Genomic DNA, 19,558 nt, shown 5'->3' on the forward strand with positions numbered 1-19,558 from the left:
ACCATGTTTCACATTTTGTTAATAGAAGATGATAACACTTTGTTTCACGAGATGAAAGAGAGATTAACGGGCTGGTCATTTGCGGTGCACGGAATAAAAGATTTCAGCCGGGTCATCCGGGAGTTTTCCGAAATCAAGCCTGATTTGGTGATCATTGATGTACAGCTGCCGAAATTTGACGGCTTTCATTGGTGCAGAATGATACGCTCCCAATCAAACGTGCCGATTCTCTTTTTGTCCTCGCGCGATCATCCCGCGGATATGGTCATGTCGATGCAGCTCGGGGCAGATGATTTTATTCAGAAGCCTTTTCACTTTGATGTGTTAATCGCGAAAATACAGGCGGTGTTCCGCCGTGTGCATCAATACGGCACAGAACCGGCGCTGATGAAAAGATGGTGCGGGGCGGTCATTGACACAGAAACCAACACGGTCAGCCGTAAAAACGGTTCGGTCGAGCTGACCAAAAACGAACTGCTGATCTTAAAACTGCTGGCTGAGCAGAAAAATAAAATCGTCAGCCGGGAAGAACTCATCAGAAGCCTTTGGAATGATGAACGTTTCGTCAGTGATAATACGCTGACGGTGAATGTCAACCGGCTGCGGAAAAAACTCGAACAATTAGGCATCGGGAAAATGATTGAAACCAAGGTGGGGCAGGGATACATCGCAAAGGAAGAAGACGGTCTTTATGATTAAATCATTTCTGCTCGAAAGAAAAAGCTGGATTGCGATGTTTCTTTTGCAGCAGGCTGTGCTCCTTTTTGCGGCATATATTGATCCGTCTATTCCGTTTTTTTCGGTGCTGTATTTCGTTTACCTGTCGCTTCTTGTGTTTCTTGTATTTCTCTTGTTCCGCTATCGTAAAGAGACCGCCTATTATAAAAGCTTAAGAGAGTGGGACGCCAATTTAGACATGTCTTATCTTAAAGCGCCTGACAGTCCGTTTGAGTCTATCGTTGAAGAAAGCATTGAAGGGCAGACAGAGCAATTACGAAAAAGCTCACTTGATCTTCAGACGGCGTCAGAGCATGAAAAGGACGATCTGATGTCATGGATTCACGAGGTCAAAACACCGCTGACAGCGATGCATCTCATGATTGAGCGTCTTGATGAACAGCCGCTGAAAGCCCCTTTGCTGTATGAATGGCTGCGGATTCACCATCTTCTGGACCAGCAGCTTCATCAGAAACGATTGTCCTTTATTGAAAATGATTTATCATTCCAGCGCATTCAGCTCAGACCGCTCGTTTTCAAAGAAATTAAAAATCTGCAATCATGGTGTATACAAAAAGGGATTGGGTTTGACATTCAGCTTGATTCACCGGACGTTCTCAGTGACGGAAAATGGCTTTCCTTCATCATCAGGCAGCTGTTAAGCAATGCCGTCAAATACAGTGAGGCGGATGACATTACCGTAAAAAGCTATGAACAAAACGGCCGGGTGCATGTGAATATTGAAGACCGCGGCATCGGCATCGAGCCCAAAGATCTTCCGCGCATTTTTGAAAAGGGATTTACTTCGACGCGAATGAGGCGTGATCACGCGTCAACGGGGATGGGCCTGTATTTGGCTCAAAAAGCCGCGGCTCCTCTTCTCATCCAGATCAGCGTGCGCTCTGAGCCGGAAAGCGGCACGGTTTTTACCTTGGTGTTTCCGAAACAGAACGATGCCGTCAGCATGTTCAGCATGTGACAAAAGTGTCACATGCTTTTCTCTTTTGTTCGCTTAATCAAACGAAAAAAACGGCTTCTGTTTTTAAAATAAAGATAACCAATGTAAAAGGAGAATCATAACGAGATGATTTTAGAAGCAGGCAATATCCAAAAAAGCTACGGAAACAAGCTGAATAAACAAGAGGTGCTGAAAGGAATTGATCTTCAGATTCACAAAGGGGAATTCGTCAGCATTATGGGCCCGTCGGGATCAGGGAAAACGACCCTTTTAAATGTGCTTTCCTCCATTGATAAAGTGAGCGCGGGCACCATTAAACTGAATGAGACGGAGATTACATCCATGAAAGAAAAACAGCTTGCCGAATTCAGAAAACGGCATCTCGGCTTTATTTTTCAGGATTATAATTTATTGGACACGCTGACCGTGAAGGAAAACATACTCCTGCCGTTATCCATTACGAAAATGTCTAAGAAAGAGGCGGACCTGCGATTTGCCGAGACGGCAGAGGAGCTTGGGATCTATGATTTGCGACATAAGTATCCGAGTGAAATTTCCGGCGGGCAAAAACAGCGGACGTCTGCCGCAAGAGCTGTTATTCACGAACCGGGCATTATTTTTGCTGATGAGCCGACCGGAGCGCTCGATTCAAAGGCTGCCATGGATTTACTGAATAAACTCAGCCGTCTGAATCAAAAACGCCGCGCCACCATTGTGATGGTGACGCATGATCCGGTTGCCGCCAGCTATTCCGGCCGTGTGGTTTTCATTAAAGACGGCCGTGTGTATACACAGCTGAATAAAGGCGGCCAGGACAGACCGGACTTTTTTCAGGATATTATGAAAACGCAAAGTGTATTGGGCGGGGTTCAGGCATGAGTATTCATCATTTGATCTTCCAGAACCTGAAAAAGAATATGAAAAACTATTACCTTTACGTTTTTGCGCTGGTGTTCAGCGCCGCCCTTTATTTCGCGTTTGTCACGATGCAATACGATCCGGCGCTTGATGAAATGAAAAGCTCCATAAAAGGAGCGGCGGCAATCCGGGCCGCCTCTGTACTGCTTGTGGCGATCGTGTCGGTATTTCTTTTATACGCCAACACCATTTTTATTAAACGGCGCGGCCGGGAAATCGGCTTATTCCGATTAATCGGCATGACGAAAATGCACATTTTCCGCATACTCAGCACAGAAAATTTCATTTTGTATTTCGGATCGATTTGGATCGGTATTTTTGCCGGCTTTTCTCTCTCGAAATTATGTATGATGATGCTGTTTCATACAGTCGGTGTGAAAGCCTCTGTCTCACTGTTTTTTTCAAGCAAGGCGCTCGTTCAGACGTTAATTGTATTCGGGGCAATTTACGTGCTGATTATGATGATGAATTACTTATTTATTAAACGGCAAAGCATTTTGTCTTTATTTAAAACCGCGTCATCGTCAGAAAGCGGCATAAGACGGCTCTCTTGGGTGCAGATGGCGATCGGTGTTGTCGGTATCGGGGCCATTATCGCCGGCTATGCCGTGTCCGCGGATTTATTCGGAGGCAGTTTTACGAGCATGAATGAACTGTTTTCGGCCATGGTGTTTATTCTCGGCTCGGTCATTATCGGAACTTATCTGTTTTATAAAGGTTCGGTCAGCTTTCTGGCAAATCTCATCCGGAAATCAAAAGGCGGGTATCTGAATGTCAGTGAAGTGCTGTCTTTGTCATCCATCATGTTCCGGATGAAGTCAAACGCCGTCCTGCTGACGATTATTACGACTCTTTCGGCGCTGGCAATCGGTTTGCTGTCTTTAAGCTATATCTCGTACTATTCCGCGGAAAAATCGGCTGAGCAAAATACAGCCGCGGACTTTGCGTTTGATAACCAAAAGGAGACTGACTCATTTACCGCTTTATTGAAGAAAAACGGAATTGAACACAAAGTGAAAACAATCAAAACCATTCAAGCCGGTGTCAATATGAAGAACATCATAAACGGCGACATGAAAAGCTTTCAACAAGACCCGTCCAGCTTGGCGCTGCCGATTATAAGCGAGAAAGACGCAGAAGGGACGGAGCTTTCTGACGGAGAAGCCGTGTTTACCGGATATAATGATATGATGAAAAGATTTCTCGACCTGAAAACGTCAGGTTCCATTGATATAAACGGCAAAACGGATAAAATACCGCTGGCGTATAAGGGCTTGAAGAACGACTTCCTCCTGTCATATACATTTACAAGCGGAGGGCTGCCGACCGTTATTGTCACGCAGCAGGTATTTGATCGGATCGAGAAAGATATCGACCCGTCCATCCAGGGAAAATCAAATCGGTTTTTCGGCATTACACTCAAACGTGAAGAGGACATCCAAAAAGCTGATGGTCTGTTTCAGGCGCAGCACTATTCAGACGGCGCGCTTTCGCAATTTGAAACGGCTGACACCCAAAAGAAAAACATGGGGCTGATCATGTTTATTGTCGGCTTTTTGGGATTAACCTTTCTGATCACCTCAGGCTGTATCCTTTATTTTAAACAAATGGGCGAGTGTGAGGATGAGAAGGCTGATTACACGATATTGCGGAAGCTCGGCTTCACAACGGGGGATCTGCTGAAAGGCATCCGCCGGAAGCAGGCGTATCATTTCGGGATTCCGCTCGTTCTCGGGCTGTTCCACAGCTATTTTGCCGTTCAGTCAGGATGGTTTTTATTCGGAACGGAAGTGTGGACGCCGATGATCATCGTCATGGCGCTGTATACGCTGCTGTACTCCATCTTCGGCATGCTGTCGGTGCTATACTATAAAAAGGTCATTCAATCCGCCTTGTAAAACAAGTTGAGGAGCCTCCGCATAAGCGGAGGCTTTTTTTGTATGAATAGAAGAAAGCGATTTTTAAAAGAATAGACATACGTCATTTTTTCGCGCGGGGGAGCCTTATGCAGAAGTATTTTCAATTGAAACCTGAAACAGGGGCCTTTCATCTTTTTTCCAAGGAACACATTTTCACGCTGTTGATCATCGGATTGCTGGGGGCGGGCGTGATCATGTTCCGGAAAAAGCTCAACCAGAGCCGGCCGAATCGCATGATCCGCTATGTACTGTTCATTCTCCTTGCCGTGTCGCAGATCAGCTATCATATATGGCTGCTTTGTCATCATGCCTGGTCGCTGAAAACAGCTCTGCCGCTGCAGCTGAGCGACCTTTCCGTCTATTTGGCGATGCTGATGGTCATGACAAAAAGCAAAAAACTGTTCGCCTTCCTCTATTTTGCCGGTTTGGGCAGCGCCGTACAGGCGATGGCAACACCTGACTTAGGGGCGTATTCTTTCCCTCATTTTCGGTACATCGTGTTTTTCGTCTCCCACGGCAGTGTTTTTCTTACCTGTCTATTCATGGCCGCTTCAGAAAGGTACAGGCCGTCGGCGCGCGGGCTGTGGGTATCGGTGCTGATCGTAAATCTGTACGGGGCGTGTGTCTTTTTTATTGATCGTGTGCTGAATGCAAATTACCTATATTTAATGAAAAAACCGAAGACCGCTTCGCTTCTGAATGTTTTCGGACCTTGGCCGTGGTATCTTCTATCAATGGAAGCGGCGGTGATATTGAGCTTTTTCATTCTGTATATTCCGTTTTGGCTGCTGAGGAAAAGAGCATGAGGCCGGCCTGTTTTTGTGAATCCAATCATTTGTAATTTTTTCAACATTCCGGCATTATTTTTTTCAGATTCTGATGTTGAAAAAAGACGTCCGCGGCGATAGAATGAATGTGCTATGATAACGTGTTCGATACGGAGCCGCGGCTTGCGGTTTCCGTTTTTTCATGGGGTTTTTTATAGAGAGAGGGGGATCGGTATGCCGCGCGCTTTGAAGATATTAATCATCGGAATGTTTATCAATGTGACGGGCGCATCTTTTTTGTGGCCGCTGAATACGATCTATATTCATAATCATTTAGGGAAATCGCTGACTGTTGCGGGGATTGTTCTGATGCTGAATTCCGGGGCCAGTGTGGCGGGGAATTTATGCGGCGGATTTTTGTTTGATAAAATCGGCGGATTCAAATCCATTATGCTGGGCATTATGATCACATTGGCAAGTCTTCTCGGACTCGTTCTGTTTCATCAATGGCCTGTTTATATTTGGCTGCTCATCATTGTCGGCTTCGGTTCCGGTATCGTGTTTCCGGCCAGTTATGCCATGGCGGGAGCGGTATGGAAAGAAGGCGGGCGGAGAGCTTTTAATGCGATTTATGTAGCTCAGAACGCAGGTGTCGCCGTGGGCTCGGCACTCGGCGGGATGGTTGCGGCGTACTCGTTTACGTACGTGTTTTTAGCCAATGCTTTGCTGTATGTGCTGTTTTTCCTTATCGTATTTTTCGGGTTTCGAAATATCAAAACCGGAAATGCGAGCCAGGTCTCTGTTCTGGACTATGAGCCTGTCAGCAGCAGAACGAAATTTACGGCGCTTCTCATATTGAGCGGCGGGTATGTTCTCGGGTGGATTGCCTATTCGCAGTGGTCCACAACCGTTGCGTCACATACTCAAAGCATCGGTATGCCGCTTTCATTATACAGTGTGCTCTGGACCGTAAACGGAATATTAATTGTCGCCGGACAGCCTCTCATAGGAGCTGTTCTGAAAAAATGGTCCGGTGCGTTAAAAACGCAGATGGTCATCGGCTTTTGTATTTTTATCGTCTCGTTCGGCGTGCTTCTCAGCGCCAAGCAATTTCCGATGTACCTCACCGCAATGGTGATTTTAACCGTCGGAGAAATGCTTGTCTGGCCTGCCGTGCCTACCATTGCCAATCAGCTTGCGCCTAAGGGGAAAGAAGGGTTTTACCAAGGATTCGTCAACAGTGCGGCGACGGGCGGCAGAATGATCGGGCCGCTCCTTGGCGGCGTGCTGGTTGATCAGTACGGCATGAGCGTGCTGCTGTTGATCCTGATGGTGCTTCTTGTTGTCAGCATCGCAGCGACGGTGCTGTACGACAAACGCTTGAAAACCGTTAATAAACAAAACGTCCAAGTGCGATGACGACATAAAAAAATCCCGCTGTTTCGGCGGGATTTTTTTGTTTATACGACCGGAAGCACGTTGACCGCGTCCTTAACGTTTAAATATGTCTTTAATGAAGAAAAGCTGGCATCAAGCTGATTCATTCTCATGGCGAGGGAAGGCTTGATCCCGGTGATAATCAATTCCGTGCCGATTAATTTAAGCAGATGGTGCAATTTGAAAATCCGGTCTGCGGTCTGTTCGTTTACCTCGGCCAGGCCTGATAAGTCTATAATTAAGTAATCATCTTTAGATGCGGTTAATATGTCCGTCAAAGTTGTCACGATTGAATCAAATCGTTCTTCCGTTAAGTTTCCCACTAACGGCAAAGCGGAGATGCCGTTTCGGATCGGAACAATCGGCGTTGACAGCGTCGTGATTTCTGCGAGGGAATCCTCAAGGAGCTTTTCGTATTCTTTCTGCTCTGTAATGTCTTTTTGAAAACCGACAAAATAGAGCTTGTCTTCAACATACAGAGGATCAATGTTGAGTTCATTCCAAAACGGGGTGCCGTCTTTTTTGACGTTTTTCAGCCGCACCGTGATCTTTTCTTTCTGGTTTAAGCTCTTTCTTATTTTCGCGACTTGTTGACGGTCGGTTTCTTTGCTTTGCAGAAATCTGCAGTTCTTACCTAATATCTCTTCGGAAGAGTAGCCTGTCATATCCATAAATCCCTGATTTGTATATATGATGGGATTGTCCTCAAGAGAGGGGTCTGTAATCACCACGCCGATGCGTGCGTGATCAAGCGCCTTTTTGATAAGCTCCAGCTGCTCCAGTTTTCCGAATACATTTGAGTCAGCCATGTAAAACCCCCTTTTGGCCGTAAAGCTGCGCGCTTTTTCAGCCGTTGTTTCTCCCCTTTTTAAATGAATCTACAGTAACCGTAGCATAACATATGTTCTGATTCAAGCAGCCGAAGTTTGCAATTTGTCATTCGGGCTTGTCCTCATATACACTGAATATATAAGGGGAAGGCACATCATTGCTAAGTAAGTGACTAGGTCATTGTCACTGGGTGAAAAATGAATCTAATGCATCAAGCTTACCGATCATGTGTTCACATATAATGGAAGAAACAAGCTTTTTACTTTCCTGCTCAATCGCCGGTATGTAGATATCGAATATCATCGTATTCGTAAGGGGGCTGGATGGCCTGAAGTCGCTTTACTAAATAAGGGCTTTAGGAAGGTGATGAAGATGCTGCATCAGGTAATAATTGCTTGTGTAATTGGAGGCATCATGGGGGTTCTCGGTCATGTGAAAAAGAGAGGCAGGCTGGAGAAACCCAGAATGACAAAGCGGTTTATCTATCTCGGTTTTTTGGAAGATGGTTTTATCGGAATGGCTGCTTCCATCTTACTTGTCTTATCCGCTGACCCCGATTCAGGAATTCAACTCGTCATCTTATCCATAATCGCAGGCTACGGCGGAGAAGCTGTTCTCAGGAGCTTTGATTTTGTCAGAGAACAAAACAGTGATTCGGCCGAAGCAAAACCACACCAGCAAAAAAATCCTCCATCAAAATAATATCCCCGCTCATGACCCGTTCTGGGTACATTCCCATTGTATACAAACCTGCTTGCACTTATGAACAGAATTCTATAAAATACAGGTAAGATTACGGTAGCGATAAGAACAGTGAAGAGGAGCAGTAAGAAGCAGATTTTGCAATCAGAGAGTTGACGGCCGGTGCAAGTCAATCAAGTCTGTTTCCGAACTCGCCTCAGAGTTGCAGCGGCAAAACCGCTGACGCATAACTGCGTTAAAAGTATCAAGTGAGTGCGGCCTAAAACCGCGCTAACGAGGGTGGTACCGCGGGAAATAAAAATCTCTCGTCCCTTTTTGGGATGAGGGAGTTTTTTTTAGTTTTAGAATAATCTGAATATAATCTTCCTCATCCCGTCAATACTTGGACTACATACGCCGTATTCAATCAGAAGGAGGTTTTTACGTTGAGTTTTCAGCACGAAAAAATAGAAAAGAAATGGCAGAATTACTGGTTGGATCATAAAACGTTCGCCGTCAGTGAAGAGAATGACAAGCCGAAGTTTTACGCGCTTGACATGTTCCCGTATCCTTCAGGAGCCGGCCTTCATGTCGGACATCCGGAAGGCTATACGGCAACCGATATCCTTTCGCGCATGAGACGCATGCAAGGGTACAACGTGCTTCATCCGATGGGATGGGACGCGTTCGGGCTTCCTGCTGAGCAATACGCGCTTGACACGGGGAATGATCCGGCTGAGTTCACAAAACAAAATATAGATAATTTCCGCCGCCAGATCCAATCGCTCGGATTTTCATATGATTGGGATCGTGAAATCAATACGACTGATCCGGACTATTACAAGTGGACGCAGTGGATCTTCACCAAGCTGTACGAAAAAGGGCTCGCTTACGTAGACGAAGTGCCGGTCAACTGGTGCCCGGCGCTCGGAACGGTGCTTGCGAACGAAGAAGTCATTGACGGCAAAAGCGAGCGGGGCGGCCATCCGGTTGAACGCCGTCCGATGAGGCAATGGATGCTGAAAATCACCGCTTATGCGGACAGGCTTCTTGAAGATTTAGAAGAACTTGACTGGCCGGAAAGCATTAAAGACATGCAGCGCAACTGGATCGGACGCTCAGAAGGCGCAAACGTGCATTTCGCGATCGACGGCACTGATGACACGTTTACCGTGTTTACGACAAGACCGGACACGCTGTTTGGCGCGGCTTATGCCGTACTGGCTCCTGAGCATGAGCTTGTGGAGGCCATCACGACGCCTGAACAAAAAGAAGCGGTAGACGCTTATGTTAAAGAAGTTCAGGCGAAAAGTGATCTGGAACGGACGGATCTTGCGAAAACAAAAACGGGCGTCTTCACAGGCGCATATGCCGTAAACCCTGCAAACGGAGAAAAGCTGCCGATCTGGATAGCGGATTATGTCCTCGCCTCTTATGGAACGGGCGCTGTAATGGCCGTGCCGGCGCATGATGAACGTGATTTTGAATTCGCCAAAGTGTTCAGCCTGCCTGTCAAAGAAGTCGTAAAAGGCGGAAACACGGAAGAAGAAGCGTACACGGGAGACGGAGAGCATGTCAATTCCGGCTTTCTGAACGGACTGAATAAAGCGGAAGCGATTGAAAAAATGATCGCCTGGCTTGAAGAAACGAAAAACGGTGAGAAAAAAGTGACATACCGCCTGCGTGATTGGCTGTTCAGCCGCCAGCGCTATTGGGGCGAGCCGATTCCGGTTATTCATTGGGAAGACGGCACGTCAACAGCCGTTCCTGCGGAAGAGCTGCCGCTGATTCTGCCGAAAACCGATGAGATCAAACCGAGCGGAACAGGTGAATCACCGCTTGCCAACATTAAAGAGTGGGTGGAAGTCACTGATCCTGAAACGGGCAAAAAAGGCAGAAGAGAAACGAACACGATGCCGCAATGGGCGGGAAGCTGCTGGTATTTCCTCCGCTTTATCGATCCGAAAAATCCGGATCAGCTCGCGTCACCTGAGAAACTGGATAAATGGCTGCCTGTTGATATTTACATCGGAGGAGCGGAGCATGCCGTGCTTCACCTTCTGTACGCTCGTTTCTGGCATAAATTCCTCTACGATATCGGTGTCGTGCCGACGAAAGAACCGTTCCAAAAGCTGTATAACCAAGGAATGATTCTCGGGGAAAATAATGAAAAAATGAGTAAATCCCGCGGAAACGTCGTCAATCCGGATGAAATTGTGGCGTCTCACGGAGCAGATACGCTCCGCCTGTACGAAATGTTTATGGGACCGCTTGATGCATCTATCGCCTGGTCTGAATCAGGTCTTGACGGAGCGCGCCGCTTCCTTGACCGCGTATGGCGTTTGTTTATCGAGGAAAACGGCGAGCTGACGGGCAAAGTGACAGAAGGCGCAGGCGAAACTCTTGAGCGCGTCTATCATGAAACGGTCATGAAAGTGACAGAAAACTTCGAAGCCCTTCGTTTTAACACGGGCATTTCTCAGCTGATGGTCTTCATTAATGAAGCTTACAAAGCGAATGAACTGCCGAAAGAATATATTGAAGGTTTTGTGAAGCTGCTTTCTCCTATTGCGCCGCATTTGGCTGAAGAACTGTGGGAAAAACTCGGCCACGAAGGTTCGATTGCATACGAGGCTTGGCCTGCTTATGACGAATCAAAACTGGTGGATGATGAAGTTGAAATCGTCGTCCAGCTGAACGGAAAAGTGAAAGCGAAATTAATGGTTCCGGCTGATGCTGATAAAGCAGCGTTAGAACAGCTCGCACAAGCTGACGAAAAAGTAAAAGAGCAGCTTGAAGGAAAAACAATCCGAAAAATCATTGCCGTACCGGGCAAGCTTGTCAATATCGTGGCAAACTGACCGGACGAAGCCCCTCTCCTACAGAGAGGGGCTTTTTTATCAGGCCTCTATCATAGAAATTGCACCGCGGGCTTTGGTATACTTAACACCATAAAGATGAATGGGAGTGTCACACATTGAAAATAAATGAAATCAGCACAGCCGCACTGGAAGAAAAATTAAAAGCGGGAGAAGAGCTGTATCTGATTGATGTCAGAGAAGACGAAGAAGTTGCCGAAGGAATGATTCCGCAGGCCGTTCACATCCGCATGGGGGATATCCCTGAGAAGATGGATGCGTTAGACAAGGACAAGGAGTATGTATTTATCTGCCGCTCCGGAAAAAGAAGCATGAACGTTTGTATGTATTTACATGAGCAGGGCTTCCGTACGGTTAATGTTGAAGGCGGCATGCTGGAGTGGGAAGGCGAAACAAAGCCGAAGAAATAACGCTTTGAAGTGAAAGAAGAAAAGGGACGTGCGTCTTTTTCTTCTTTTTTTATAAAAAACGGGAGGCGAATCAGGTGAAACCGATGATCCGCGCTATGAAAACAAACGATATCAAACAGGTCCGGCAAGTCGCAGAACGCAGCTGGCATCATACGTATGAAGGGATTATTCCCAGACACATTCAGGATCAGTTTCTCGAATCCGCCTATCAGGATGAGATGATGGAACGCCGGCTCTTGCATTCTCTGTTCTTTGTGGCAGAAGAAGAGGGGCGAGTGCTCGGTTTTGCAAATGTCACTCCGGTTCAAAAAGACGGAAATGCGGAGCTGACCGCCATCTATATTGACCCGGATTGCCAGGGAAGCGGGATAGGAACGGCATTCCTTAAAGAATGCATCAGGCAGTCCGGCGGGGTAAAAAAGCTTTATGTCCATGCAGAAAAAGAGAACCGCATCGCCTTGTCCTTTTATCAAGCGAAAGGGTTTCAATGGGTATGTGAATTTGAAGAAGATTTTAAAGGACACACTTTACAGACGGTCAAACTGGTGCTGAACATATAAAGCGATCCAGCCCGCCCAGGACCGGATCGCGAATGATCAGTGATAAGCCGGAAGCCGGTCTTTGTGCGCTTCAAATAAGTCATCGCACAAAGATATGATGTCATTCATGGAAAGCTCGGCGCTCGTATGCGGGTCAAGCATGGCCGCCTGATATACGGCTTCCTTTTTTAATGTAACGGCCGCTTCGATGGTTAAAAGCTGTGTGTTAATGTTTGTTCTGTTGAGCGCCGCGAGCTGCTCCGGAAGTTCGCCCGAATAGCACGGCATAATGTGGTTTTTGACGGCTGTGCAAGGCACTTCAACGACCGCTTTCGCGGGCAGATTCGGTATCAGCCCGGTATTCAGCACATTGCCGCCGAATGTGAACGGACGGCCCGTCTCCATCGCTTCTATAATTCTCGAACCGTATTCTTTTGAGCGTTCGTGCGTCAGGTTTTGGTTGTTGATGATGCCGTCTCTCATCGTTTCCCAATTGTTGATTTGTTCCGCGCATCTCCTCGGATATTCATCAAGCGGAATTTGGAGTTCATCTATCAGCTCAGGATACCGGCTTTTTATAAAATACGGGTGATATTCGGCATTATGCTCAGATGATTCCGTTACGTAGCAGCCGAATTTATCCATCAGCTCAAACCGCACCATGTCCTTATGTTTCGTCTTTTGTTTTTCGCGTGCCCGTCTTTTAATTTCCGGATATAAATCAATTCCGTCTTTTTTAATCTCCAAAAGCCAAGCCATGTGGTTGATGCCGGCAATGCGTTCTTCCGTACCTTCGTGATCCATGCCGAGTGAGTCAAACAGATCTTTGGTACATACCTGGACGCTGTGGCACAGGCCGACCGTTTTTACATTTGTATGTCTGAGCATCGCTCCGGTCAGAGAGGCCATCGGATTTGTATAGTTTAACAGCCACGCATCCGGGCAGACCTCTTCCATGTCTTTTGCGATGTCAAATAAAACGGGGATGGTGCGAAGGGAACGGAAAATGCCGCCTATCCCGACGGTATCGGCAATCGTCTGGCGGAGACCGTACCGCTTCGGGATGTCAAAGTCAATGACCGTCGCGGGTTTATAGCCGCCGACCTGAATGGCGTTTATCACATAGCCGGCGTGTTTCAGCGCCTGTTTTCGGTCATCGTAGGAGATGATGGATATACTCGTATTGTAGCGGTCTCTCATGTTTTCCAGCATGAGCTGGGATTCTTTCAGCCGTACAGCGTCAATATCATAAAGCGCGAATTCAAACCCGTTTAATGCTTCAGTCAGTAAGCAGTCCCCCAGTACATTTTTTGCGAAAATCGTGCTTCCCGCTCCGATAAACGTAATTTTCTTCAACAGAAATTCCTCCCTTTTCTTCTCAGCCTTTGACCGCCCCGGAGGACAGCCCTGAGATAAAATATTTTTGAAGCGCCAAAAACAATACGACCATCGGCAGCATCGCCATAATTGCGGCTGCGGCGACTAAGTGAAGATTGTTCGCGTTTTCGCCGAAGAATCCCGCCATGGCCACGGTCAATGTCTGCACCTTTTGATCTTGTAAAAAGAAAATCGCAAATTGGTAATCGTTCCAGATAAACACGCAGGAAATAATGCAGACCGTTGCGGTAATCGGTTTCAACAAAGGAAACACGATTGTATAAAAAGTCCTGATCAATCCCGCGCCGTCCATCCTGGCGGCTTCCTCAAGCTCTTTCGGAATGGAAGAGCGGATAAACCCTGAATATAAGAAAACGGTCAGCGGCATATATGCAGCCGTATTAATGAGAATGGCTGCGGCATGCGTATTGATCAGCCCCGCATCAGCGACCATCTTGTATAAAGGAACCATGGAAGTCAAAGGCGGGATGATCATGATTGAAATCAAAAGGCCGAAGACGATTTTGTTCAGCTTTGTATTTCTTCTTGCAAGCGGGTATGCGGCAAGCGAACCCATGAAAATTAACAAGGCGGCGGAAACGGCTGTAATGATGATCGTGTTCAGAAAGGATTGCCCGAGAGAGGCACGTTCCCATGCTTCACGAAAATTTTGAAAAGAAAAGGCGGATGGCAGCGACCATTTTGAACTGTAGTCTCCTTTTGCTTTTAATGACGTGGTCAGCAAAATATAAAAGGGGACAATATGAATGCACGAGATAACGGCTGCCAACAGCGTAAAAATCCGCATTCGGGCTGTTTTCATGACATTTCCGTCTCCTTTCGCTTGAAATACACGAGCGCCGAAAAGCTGATGACAAGAATCATGACGGACATAAACACGCCTTGGGCGGCGGCATATCCCGCATCCTGCCGTTTAAAATATAAATCATACATAAACGTCGACATCGATTGAGAGGAATTGCCCGGCCCGCCTGCGGTCAGCGCGAAAATGACATCAAACAGCTTCAGTCCGCCGATGATATTGATGACCATGTTGATGGTGACAGCCGGCATCAATAAAGGCAGGGTGATGGTGAAAAACGGCTGAAGACCTCCCGCGCCATCCATTTTTGCGGCTTCGTAATAATCTTTCGGAATGCTTTGCAGCCCCGCCAAATATACAATCATCGCAATGCCTGCGTATTGATACGTGTTAATCATCACGATAATCCACGGGTTTGCCGCAGGGCTTGCCAAGGCGTTGACAGGACCGATTCCCAGTGCGCCAAGCACATCATTCAGCGCACCCCCGTCATATGAGAAAATAAAATACCAAATGTATCCCATTATCAGCGGACTGATAATGACGGGCAAGTAGACGATCGTTCTTGTGAGCGCCTTCATTTTTAAGCTTTGATTCAAAAGCAGCGCATATAAAAGTCCGAGCATATTCTGAAAAAAAGTGCTTCCGATGCCGTAAAGCAAAGTGTTTTTCACAACAAGCCACGTGTCCGGATCTGTAAAAAGCCTTTTATATTGAGTGACTCCCACCCATTGATACGTCTGTGAGAAGCCGTTCCAGTTTGTAAATGTGATAAAAGCGCCTTTGACAAACGGAAAAATCATGAAAATAAAAACCGTGGCAAGAGCGGGAACGTACATCCACCATAGTGACGCGGATTTTACCGGCTTTTGATGTTGAAATCCTTGGGTTTCTCTTGCAAGATCACTCATTTTTTTCAGCTCCCTGTGAATCAGATTGAAGCCGTAGCCGCTTATATTCCCTGCCGAGTTTCGCTGAAATTTCAGCGGGGGTTAAGATATCGGCCATCAGCTCCTGCCCGGCTGTTCCCATCACATCCCACATTCCGTTTGGCAAATAAAGGCGGTCAAAATAAGGCTGCACCTTAATATGCTGATAGCGCTTATAGTCATTTGCGTAAAAAATGTCCGTTTGCACATTCACTAATCCGGCCGGAAGCGAGGTCGCTTCGGCAATTGATTTTGCATGCTCGGGGCGGGCCATAAATGCGATAAACTGTTTCGCTTCTTCAAGCCGCAGGGAATCCTTGAATGCCGCCAGCGTGTAACGTTCGCCTCCGATCCAAACCGGCGCGTCTCCCTTGTGGACGGCCGGGGTCGGTATGATGCCGACTTTTACCTTCGGATTGATTTGAGCGACGTCTTGGCCGAGGGTGCCGCCCTGCAGCGTAAAGGCGATTTTGTTTTGCGCCATCAGTTCAATGAGCTGGGATCGTTTTGCCGTCACGGCATCTATATTGAGCAGGTTTTCCTTTTGCATCTCTTTCAGTTTGTCAGATAAATAGGTGAAGTGTGTCCAGCGGAAGGTTCCGTTTAACAGTTGTTTTTTGTAACGGTGTGCGGGATCTGTGATGAGAAGCGGTGCGGCGAATTGATCGTAATATTGGGCAAAGGAGCTTTTCTCATAGCCGGCAAACCAGAAGGGGGTGACTGTTCCGCCGCTTTTTTCTTTAATCTGTCGCAGTGCCTTCATAAAATCATCCATTGTTTCCGGCGGTTTGATTCCGTATTTTTTCAACAGCGTGCGGTTGTAGGCCAGTCCGTCCTTTGCCTGATTCAAAGGGAAGGCGTATATTCTGCCTTTGGCGTCTTTGAGCATGCTGTTTAAATTCGGATCGAGCCGCTTCGTCCAAGACATGCCGCTGAGGTCGGCGGTATATTCTCCGTAGCGGATTTTGGCCCAGCCGTGTGTGTCGAAAAGATCAGGCATGTCACCGGCTGCCATTCTGACCCTCATCATATTTTCGTAGTCATTGCCTGGGAAATGAACGTTTACTTGAATGTCCGGATGTTCTTTTTGGAATGAATCAGCCAACTTTCTGAATACGGCTCGTTCGCTGTCTGAGGATATGGTGGAATAGACTGTCAATGTTTTCTGCTTTTCTCCGGCGCCGCTCTGTTCTGCCGAGCAGCCGGGAAGTAACATGCAAGTAAAAGAAAGAAACAAAGCCAGTAAGCGTTTCATCTTTTCCTCCTTTAAATATGATATAAACGCTGCGGGACACGTCACCTCCTTTCTTGTGAGCCGCAGCTTTGTCTGACAATCAATGAAGTTGGGAGCGTCACGGCCAGCGGGACGGTTCTGCCGTTTAAACGGTCGAGAAGCAATTTGACACCCGTCCGGCCCATCTCTTCCGTGTATACTTTTACCGTTGATAACGGCGTGCTGGCGTATTCTGCCTCATCAATTCCGTTGAAGCTGACAACCGCCGTATCGCGCGGGACTTGAAGACCGGCTTCCTGCAAGGCTTTTAAAGCGCCGACAGCCATCGAATCACTTGCGATAAAAAAGGCATCGGGGAGACTTCCGCCTTTGATGGCTTCATTCATCAGCCGGAACCCTTCATGCATGCTGTATTCGCCGATCAGTACATGCTCCGGCTCGGCGCCGGCCGTTTGTAAGAAAGCGGTCAGACGCTTATCCTCAATCGTTTTATTGCTGTTTACACCGTCTATGACGGTATGCTCCCGCTCCCGTCCGCCGATATAACCGAGCCGCTGGTAACCGAGCGACAGAAGATGTTCTATCGCCTTTTGCGCTGCGGCATAAAAATCCACGCTGACGGAATCGTAGCGGGCGGGATCGGGGGTGCCGTTAACAAATACCGCGTGCCTGAAAGCGGCGCTGATGTTCGTAAGCGCCTCGTCTTGCAGGCTGCCGATTATGATCACGCCGTCCAGTTCGTGAAACATATGCTCTTGAAAAGAACCGAGATGGATAGAAGATGTGATAAAAACTTTTTGCCGAAAGCATTCTTCCTCAATGCCTTTTCGGATCGCTGAAAAATAAGGATCCTGCCGTTCTTCTTCGGGTGACAGGCAGCTGACAACGCCGATCAGGGGCGCTGAATCGCTGCGGCTGCGGTTCTTCCGTTTTTTTGCCGACGGCTGATAGCCCAGCTCATCGGCGATCCTCAGAACTTTTTCTCTTGTTTCATCAGTCACGGATAAAGAGTCATCCTTATTCAAAATTCTCGATACTGTCGCGCTGGATACAGATGCCTGTAAGGCAATATCTTTGAGACGGACCATTTCGCATCTCCTTCTTACTAAATATTTACTAAACAGAAATGACCTGGTTATTGTTAAAGTGATATTATCATACGTTAGTAAGCGTTTTCAACAACTATTTTCGGTCACTTTTAGTAAAAAATCAGTAAAAAAGAAAATCTGTTTTTCTCTATCATATTTCAATTGAACCGGAATAAATTGATAGAGAAAGGAGAGGGTGATGTGCTGAAGATAGCTGTTTTTGATGAGGAGCATGAAAAGGATCTGCAGACGGAAGTCAATACATTTTTAAAGGGGATTTCTGATGAACAGCTCGTTGATATTAAATATACGGTAGCGGCGGCCTGTGATCCTGAAGGTGAGCAGCTTTATTGTTTTTCCGCTCTCATTTTATACCGAAAATAAAGAAGCCCGGACGAAATGCCGGACTTCTTTGTTCATTATGCTTTTTTGACGCGGGGACTTCTTGGTTTTTGGTATTTCTCCGCTTGTTTGATTCCTTTTCTCTCGCTCGCTAATGACTTGTACAGAGACACAATCATCAGAAGAATCACGACTGAAAACGGAACCGCGGCGAGAATGGCCGTGTTTTGCAGTGCGGCAAGACCGCCGGAATATAATAAAACCGCTGCTACGGCAGACTGGATAATGCCCCAGGTGACTTTCACCCGGTTTGAAGGGTTCAGCGAGCCGTAAGTCGTCTGCATTCCAAGCACAAATGTCGCTGAATCAGCTGATGTAATAAAGAATACAGCGATCAGAAGAAGCGTTATTACGGATGTCACCATTGTCAGCGGATAGTGGCTGAGTGTGCCGAACAGCATTGTATCCGTTGACATTCCCGCGACATTGAATACGCCTTTCTGCTGAAGATCCATCGCGGATACACCGAAGATCGCAAACCATAAGAAAGCCAATATACAAGGTGTCACCAATACCCCGATCAAAAATTCCCGGATCGTCCGGCCTCTTGATACACGGGCGATAAAAATGCCGACAAACGGCGACCAGGATATCCACCAGGCCCAATAGAAAATGGTCCAGCTGTTAATCCATTCGCGTTTTTGGGGATCATTCGGAGACAAGCGAAAGCTCATCTGCACGATATTTTGGATGTATTGGCCGATAGAATCGGTAAATGAGTTCATAATCAGCACCGTCGGGCCTGCAATGAGCATAAAGATCATTAAAATAGCCGCGAGCGCCATGTTGGTATTGCTTAAGTATTTAATCCCTTTGCCGATTCCGCTCCACGCAGAAATCAAAAATAACACGGTCACGACAGCGATCAGGATCAGCTGAATGGAAAATGTTTTCGGAATGCCGAATAAATAATGCAGACCGCCGTTGATCTGAGTCGCTCCGAGCCCTAAGCTTGTCGCCACACCGACAACGGTCGCAAACACCGCGATACAGTCAATCGCTTTGCCGATCGGCCCGTTTACTTTATCACCCAAAAGCGGTGTCAGTGTGCTGCTGATCAAACCGGGCGCGTCTTTTCTGAATTGAAAATATGCGATACATAAAGCGACGACCGCATAGATGGCCCAAGCGTGCAGCCCCCAGTGGAAAAATGTATACCGGAGCGCATCACGAAATGCTTGGGGCGTTTCTGTTTCACCTGAGGGAGAGCTGATGGCGTAATGGCTGATCGGTTCCGCAGCCCCGTAAAATACCAAACCGATTCCCATGCCCGCGCTGAAAAGCATGGCAAACCATGATAATAAGCCGAATTCCGGTTTTTCCCCGGGTTTTCCGAGTTTTATTGTGCCGATCGGACTCACAATGAGAAAGAGACAGAAACCGACAAATATAGAAACGACCAGCAGATAATACCAGCCGAAAGAATCCGTAATAAATTTTTGTGCCGTATCAGTGACTTGCTGCAGGCTGTCAGGAGAAATGGCCCCCCATAAAACCGCAGCGGCTGTGATGACAATCACAATCCAAAAAACACTGGAGATGTTCTTCTTCAAACGTTCTCACCCTCTGACTATTTTTTTCAATACGCCATTTTGTTTTAGTATGGTCGTACGATTGCAGATCATTCCTTTCTTCCTATTCCCTCAATC

Annotated in this window: 18 protein-coding genes and 1 other annotated feature; of the genes, 11 read left to right on the forward strand and 7 right to left on the reverse strand. The window is 47.1% G+C overall.

The features are described from left to right. Positions 1-3 precede the first annotated feature (3 nt). From OQ477_RS00345 to OQ477_RS00370, 6 genes are all read left to right on the forward strand, one after another. A complete protein-coding gene (locus OQ477_RS00345; RefSeq protein WP_265971054.1) occupies positions 4-699 on the forward strand; it encodes a response regulator transcription factor in 696 nt (231 codons plus the stop codon). Then, the gene (locus OQ477_RS00350) at positions 692-1,696 is read left to right on the forward strand and encodes a sensor histidine kinase (protein ID WP_265971056.1); all 1,005 of its coding nucleotides are present in this window, start codon (positions 692-694) and stop codon (positions 1,694-1,696) included. The genes OQ477_RS00345 and OQ477_RS00350 overlap by 8 nt, the downstream gene beginning before the upstream one ends. Positions 1,697-1,801: 105 nt before the next feature. Then, positions 1,802-2,554, forward strand: coding sequence for an ABC transporter ATP-binding protein (locus tag OQ477_RS00355; protein WP_007613227.1), 753 nt, complete (start codon positions 1,802-1,804; stop codon positions 2,552-2,554). Continuing rightward, positions 2,551-4,491, forward strand: a complete 1,941-nt coding sequence (locus tag OQ477_RS00360; protein ID WP_100261963.1) for an FtsX-like permease family protein — start codon at positions 2,551-2,553, stop codon at positions 4,489-4,491. The genes OQ477_RS00355 and OQ477_RS00360 overlap by 4 nt, the downstream gene beginning before the upstream one ends. Before the next feature lie 107 nt (positions 4,492-4,598). After that, positions 4,599-5,318, forward strand: coding sequence for a TIGR02206 family membrane protein (locus OQ477_RS00365; RefSeq protein WP_265971058.1), 720 nt, complete (start codon positions 4,599-4,601; stop codon positions 5,316-5,318). Positions 5,319-5,513: 195 nt separating this feature from the next. Continuing rightward, on the forward strand, positions 5,514-6,698 hold the full coding sequence (locus OQ477_RS00370) for an MDR family MFS transporter (protein WP_014305612.1): 1,185 nt from the start codon (positions 5,514-5,516) through the stop codon (positions 6,696-6,698). A gap of 41 nt (positions 6,699-6,739) precedes the next feature. Here OQ477_RS00370 and OQ477_RS00375 read toward each other — a convergent pair whose 3' ends face one another. Further along, entirely contained in the window at positions 6,740-7,525 is a 786-nt protein-coding gene (locus OQ477_RS00375) for a PAS domain-containing protein (protein WP_022553638.1), read from the reverse strand. A gap of 388 nt (positions 7,526-7,913) precedes the next feature. On the opposite strand from OQ477_RS00375, the gene OQ477_RS00380 reads away from it, so the two are divergent. From OQ477_RS00380 to OQ477_RS00395, 4 genes are all read left to right on the forward strand, one after another. Then, on the forward strand, positions 7,914-8,249 hold the full coding sequence (locus OQ477_RS00380) for a DUF4257 domain-containing protein (RefSeq protein ID WP_015418038.1): 336 nt from the start codon (positions 7,914-7,916) through the stop codon (positions 8,247-8,249). Between the two features lie 102 nt (positions 8,250-8,351). After that, positions 8,352-8,565, forward strand: a binding site (T-box leader). A 109-nt stretch (positions 8,566-8,674) separates the two neighbouring features. Then, positions 8,675-11,089, forward strand: a complete 2,415-nt coding sequence (leuS, locus tag OQ477_RS00385) for a leucine--tRNA ligase (RefSeq protein ID WP_061581309.1) — start codon at positions 8,675-8,677, stop codon at positions 11,087-11,089. A gap of 116 nt (positions 11,090-11,205) precedes the next feature. Then, on the forward strand, positions 11,206-11,517 hold the full coding sequence (locus OQ477_RS00390) for a rhodanese-like domain-containing protein (protein ID WP_007613212.1): 312 nt from the start codon (positions 11,206-11,208) through the stop codon (positions 11,515-11,517). Positions 11,518-11,600: 83 nt separating this feature from the next. Further along, positions 11,601-12,077, forward strand: coding sequence for a GNAT family N-acetyltransferase (locus OQ477_RS00395; protein WP_265972392.1), 477 nt, complete (start codon positions 11,601-11,603; stop codon positions 12,075-12,077). Positions 12,078-12,113: 36 nt separating this feature from the next. Here OQ477_RS00395 and melA read toward each other — a convergent pair whose 3' ends face one another. The 5 genes from melA to OQ477_RS00420 are packed head-to-tail and all read right to left on the reverse strand — an operon-like array spanning position 12,114 to position 17,507. Continuing rightward, on the reverse strand, positions 12,114-13,412 hold the full coding sequence (melA, locus tag OQ477_RS00400; RefSeq protein WP_021494482.1) for an alpha-galactosidase MelA: 1,299 nt from the start codon (positions 13,410-13,412) through the stop codon (positions 12,114-12,116). Positions 13,413-13,434: 22 nt separating this feature from the next. After that, the gene (locus OQ477_RS00405; protein WP_053573105.1) at positions 13,435-14,256 is read right to left on the reverse strand and encodes a carbohydrate ABC transporter permease; all 822 of its coding nucleotides are present in this window, start codon (positions 14,254-14,256) and stop codon (positions 13,435-13,437) included. Then, the gene (locus tag OQ477_RS00410; protein WP_199022105.1) at positions 14,253-15,167 is read right to left on the reverse strand and encodes a carbohydrate ABC transporter permease; all 915 of its coding nucleotides are present in this window, start codon (positions 15,165-15,167) and stop codon (positions 14,253-14,255) included. Before OQ477_RS00410 ends, OQ477_RS00405 begins: the two co-directional genes overlap by 4 nt. Beyond that, positions 15,160-16,440: an ABC transporter substrate-binding protein gene (locus OQ477_RS00415; RefSeq protein WP_265971059.1), complete on the reverse strand. Its 1,281-nt coding sequence runs from the start codon at positions 16,438-16,440 to the stop codon at positions 15,160-15,162. The genes OQ477_RS00410 and OQ477_RS00415 overlap by 8 nt, the downstream gene beginning before the upstream one ends. Before the next feature lie 41 nt (positions 16,441-16,481). Beyond that, the gene (locus OQ477_RS00420; RefSeq protein WP_265971060.1) at positions 16,482-17,507 is read right to left on the reverse strand and encodes a LacI family DNA-binding transcriptional regulator; all 1,026 of its coding nucleotides are present in this window, start codon (positions 17,505-17,507) and stop codon (positions 16,482-16,484) included. 201 nt (positions 17,508-17,708) lie between these two features. Here OQ477_RS00420 and OQ477_RS00425 point away from each other — a divergent pair, with 201 nt between their 5' ends. Then, a complete protein-coding gene (locus tag OQ477_RS00425) occupies positions 17,709-17,891 on the forward strand; it encodes a sporulation protein Cse60 (RefSeq protein WP_003152309.1) in 183 nt (60 codons plus the stop codon). Between the two features lie 35 nt (positions 17,892-17,926). On the opposite strand, the gene opuD is transcribed toward OQ477_RS00425, so the two are convergent. Continuing rightward, positions 17,927-19,462: a glycine betaine transporter OpuD gene (opuD, locus tag OQ477_RS00430; RefSeq protein ID WP_061581305.1), complete on the reverse strand. Its 1,536-nt coding sequence runs from the start codon at positions 19,460-19,462 to the stop codon at positions 17,927-17,929. Between the last annotated feature and the right edge of the window lie 96 nt (positions 19,463-19,558).

The organism is Bacillus sp. ChL18, from assembly GCF_026241425.1.
Lineage (GTDB): Bacteria > Bacillota > Bacilli > Bacillales > Bacillaceae > Bacillus > Bacillus velezensis.

What these genes read in the sequence shown, in the direction of transcription:
- OQ477_RS00345 (WP_265971054.1), top strand. Translation starts at nt 4, where the DNA reads ATGTTTCACATTTTGTTAATAGAAGATGATAACACTTTGTTTCACGAG.
- OQ477_RS00350 (WP_265971056.1), top strand. Translation starts at nt 692, where the DNA reads ATGATTAAATCATTTCTGCTCGAAAGAAAAAGCTGGATTGCGATGTTT.
- OQ477_RS00355 (WP_007613227.1), top strand. Translation starts at nt 1,802, where the DNA reads ATGATTTTAGAAGCAGGCAATATCCAAAAAAGCTACGGAAACAAGCTG.
- OQ477_RS00360 (WP_100261963.1), top strand. Translation starts at nt 2,551, where the DNA reads ATGAGTATTCATCATTTGATCTTCCAGAACCTGAAAAAGAATATGAAA.
- OQ477_RS00365 (WP_265971058.1), top strand. Translation starts at nt 4,599, where the DNA reads ATGCAGAAGTATTTTCAATTGAAACCTGAAACAGGGGCCTTTCATCTT.
- OQ477_RS00370 (WP_014305612.1), top strand. Translation starts at nt 5,514, where the DNA reads ATGCCGCGCGCTTTGAAGATATTAATCATCGGAATGTTTATCAATGTG.
- OQ477_RS00375 (WP_022553638.1), bottom strand. Translation starts at nt 7,525, where the DNA reads ATGGCTGACTCAAATGTATTCGGAAAACTGGAGCAGCTGGAGCTTATC.
- OQ477_RS00380 (WP_015418038.1), top strand. Translation starts at nt 7,914, where the DNA reads ATGAAGATGCTGCATCAGGTAATAATTGCTTGTGTAATTGGAGGCATC.
- OQ477_RS00395 (WP_265972392.1), top strand. Translation starts at nt 11,601, where the DNA reads ATGATCCGCGCTATGAAAACAAACGATATCAAACAGGTCCGGCAAGTC.
- OQ477_RS00405 (WP_053573105.1), bottom strand. Translation starts at nt 14,256, where the DNA reads ATGAAAACAGCCCGAATGCGGATTTTTACGCTGTTGGCAGCCGTTATC.
- OQ477_RS00410 (WP_199022105.1), bottom strand. Translation starts at nt 15,167, where the DNA reads ATGAGTGATCTTGCAAGAGAAACCCAAGGATTTCAACATCAAAAGCCG.
- OQ477_RS00415 (WP_265971059.1), bottom strand. Translation starts at nt 16,440, where the DNA reads ATGAAACGCTTACTGGCTTTGTTTCTTTCTTTTACTTGCATGTTACTT.
- OQ477_RS00420 (WP_265971060.1), bottom strand. Translation starts at nt 17,507, where the DNA reads ATGGTCCGTCTCAAAGATATTGCCTTACAGGCATCTGTATCCAGCGCG.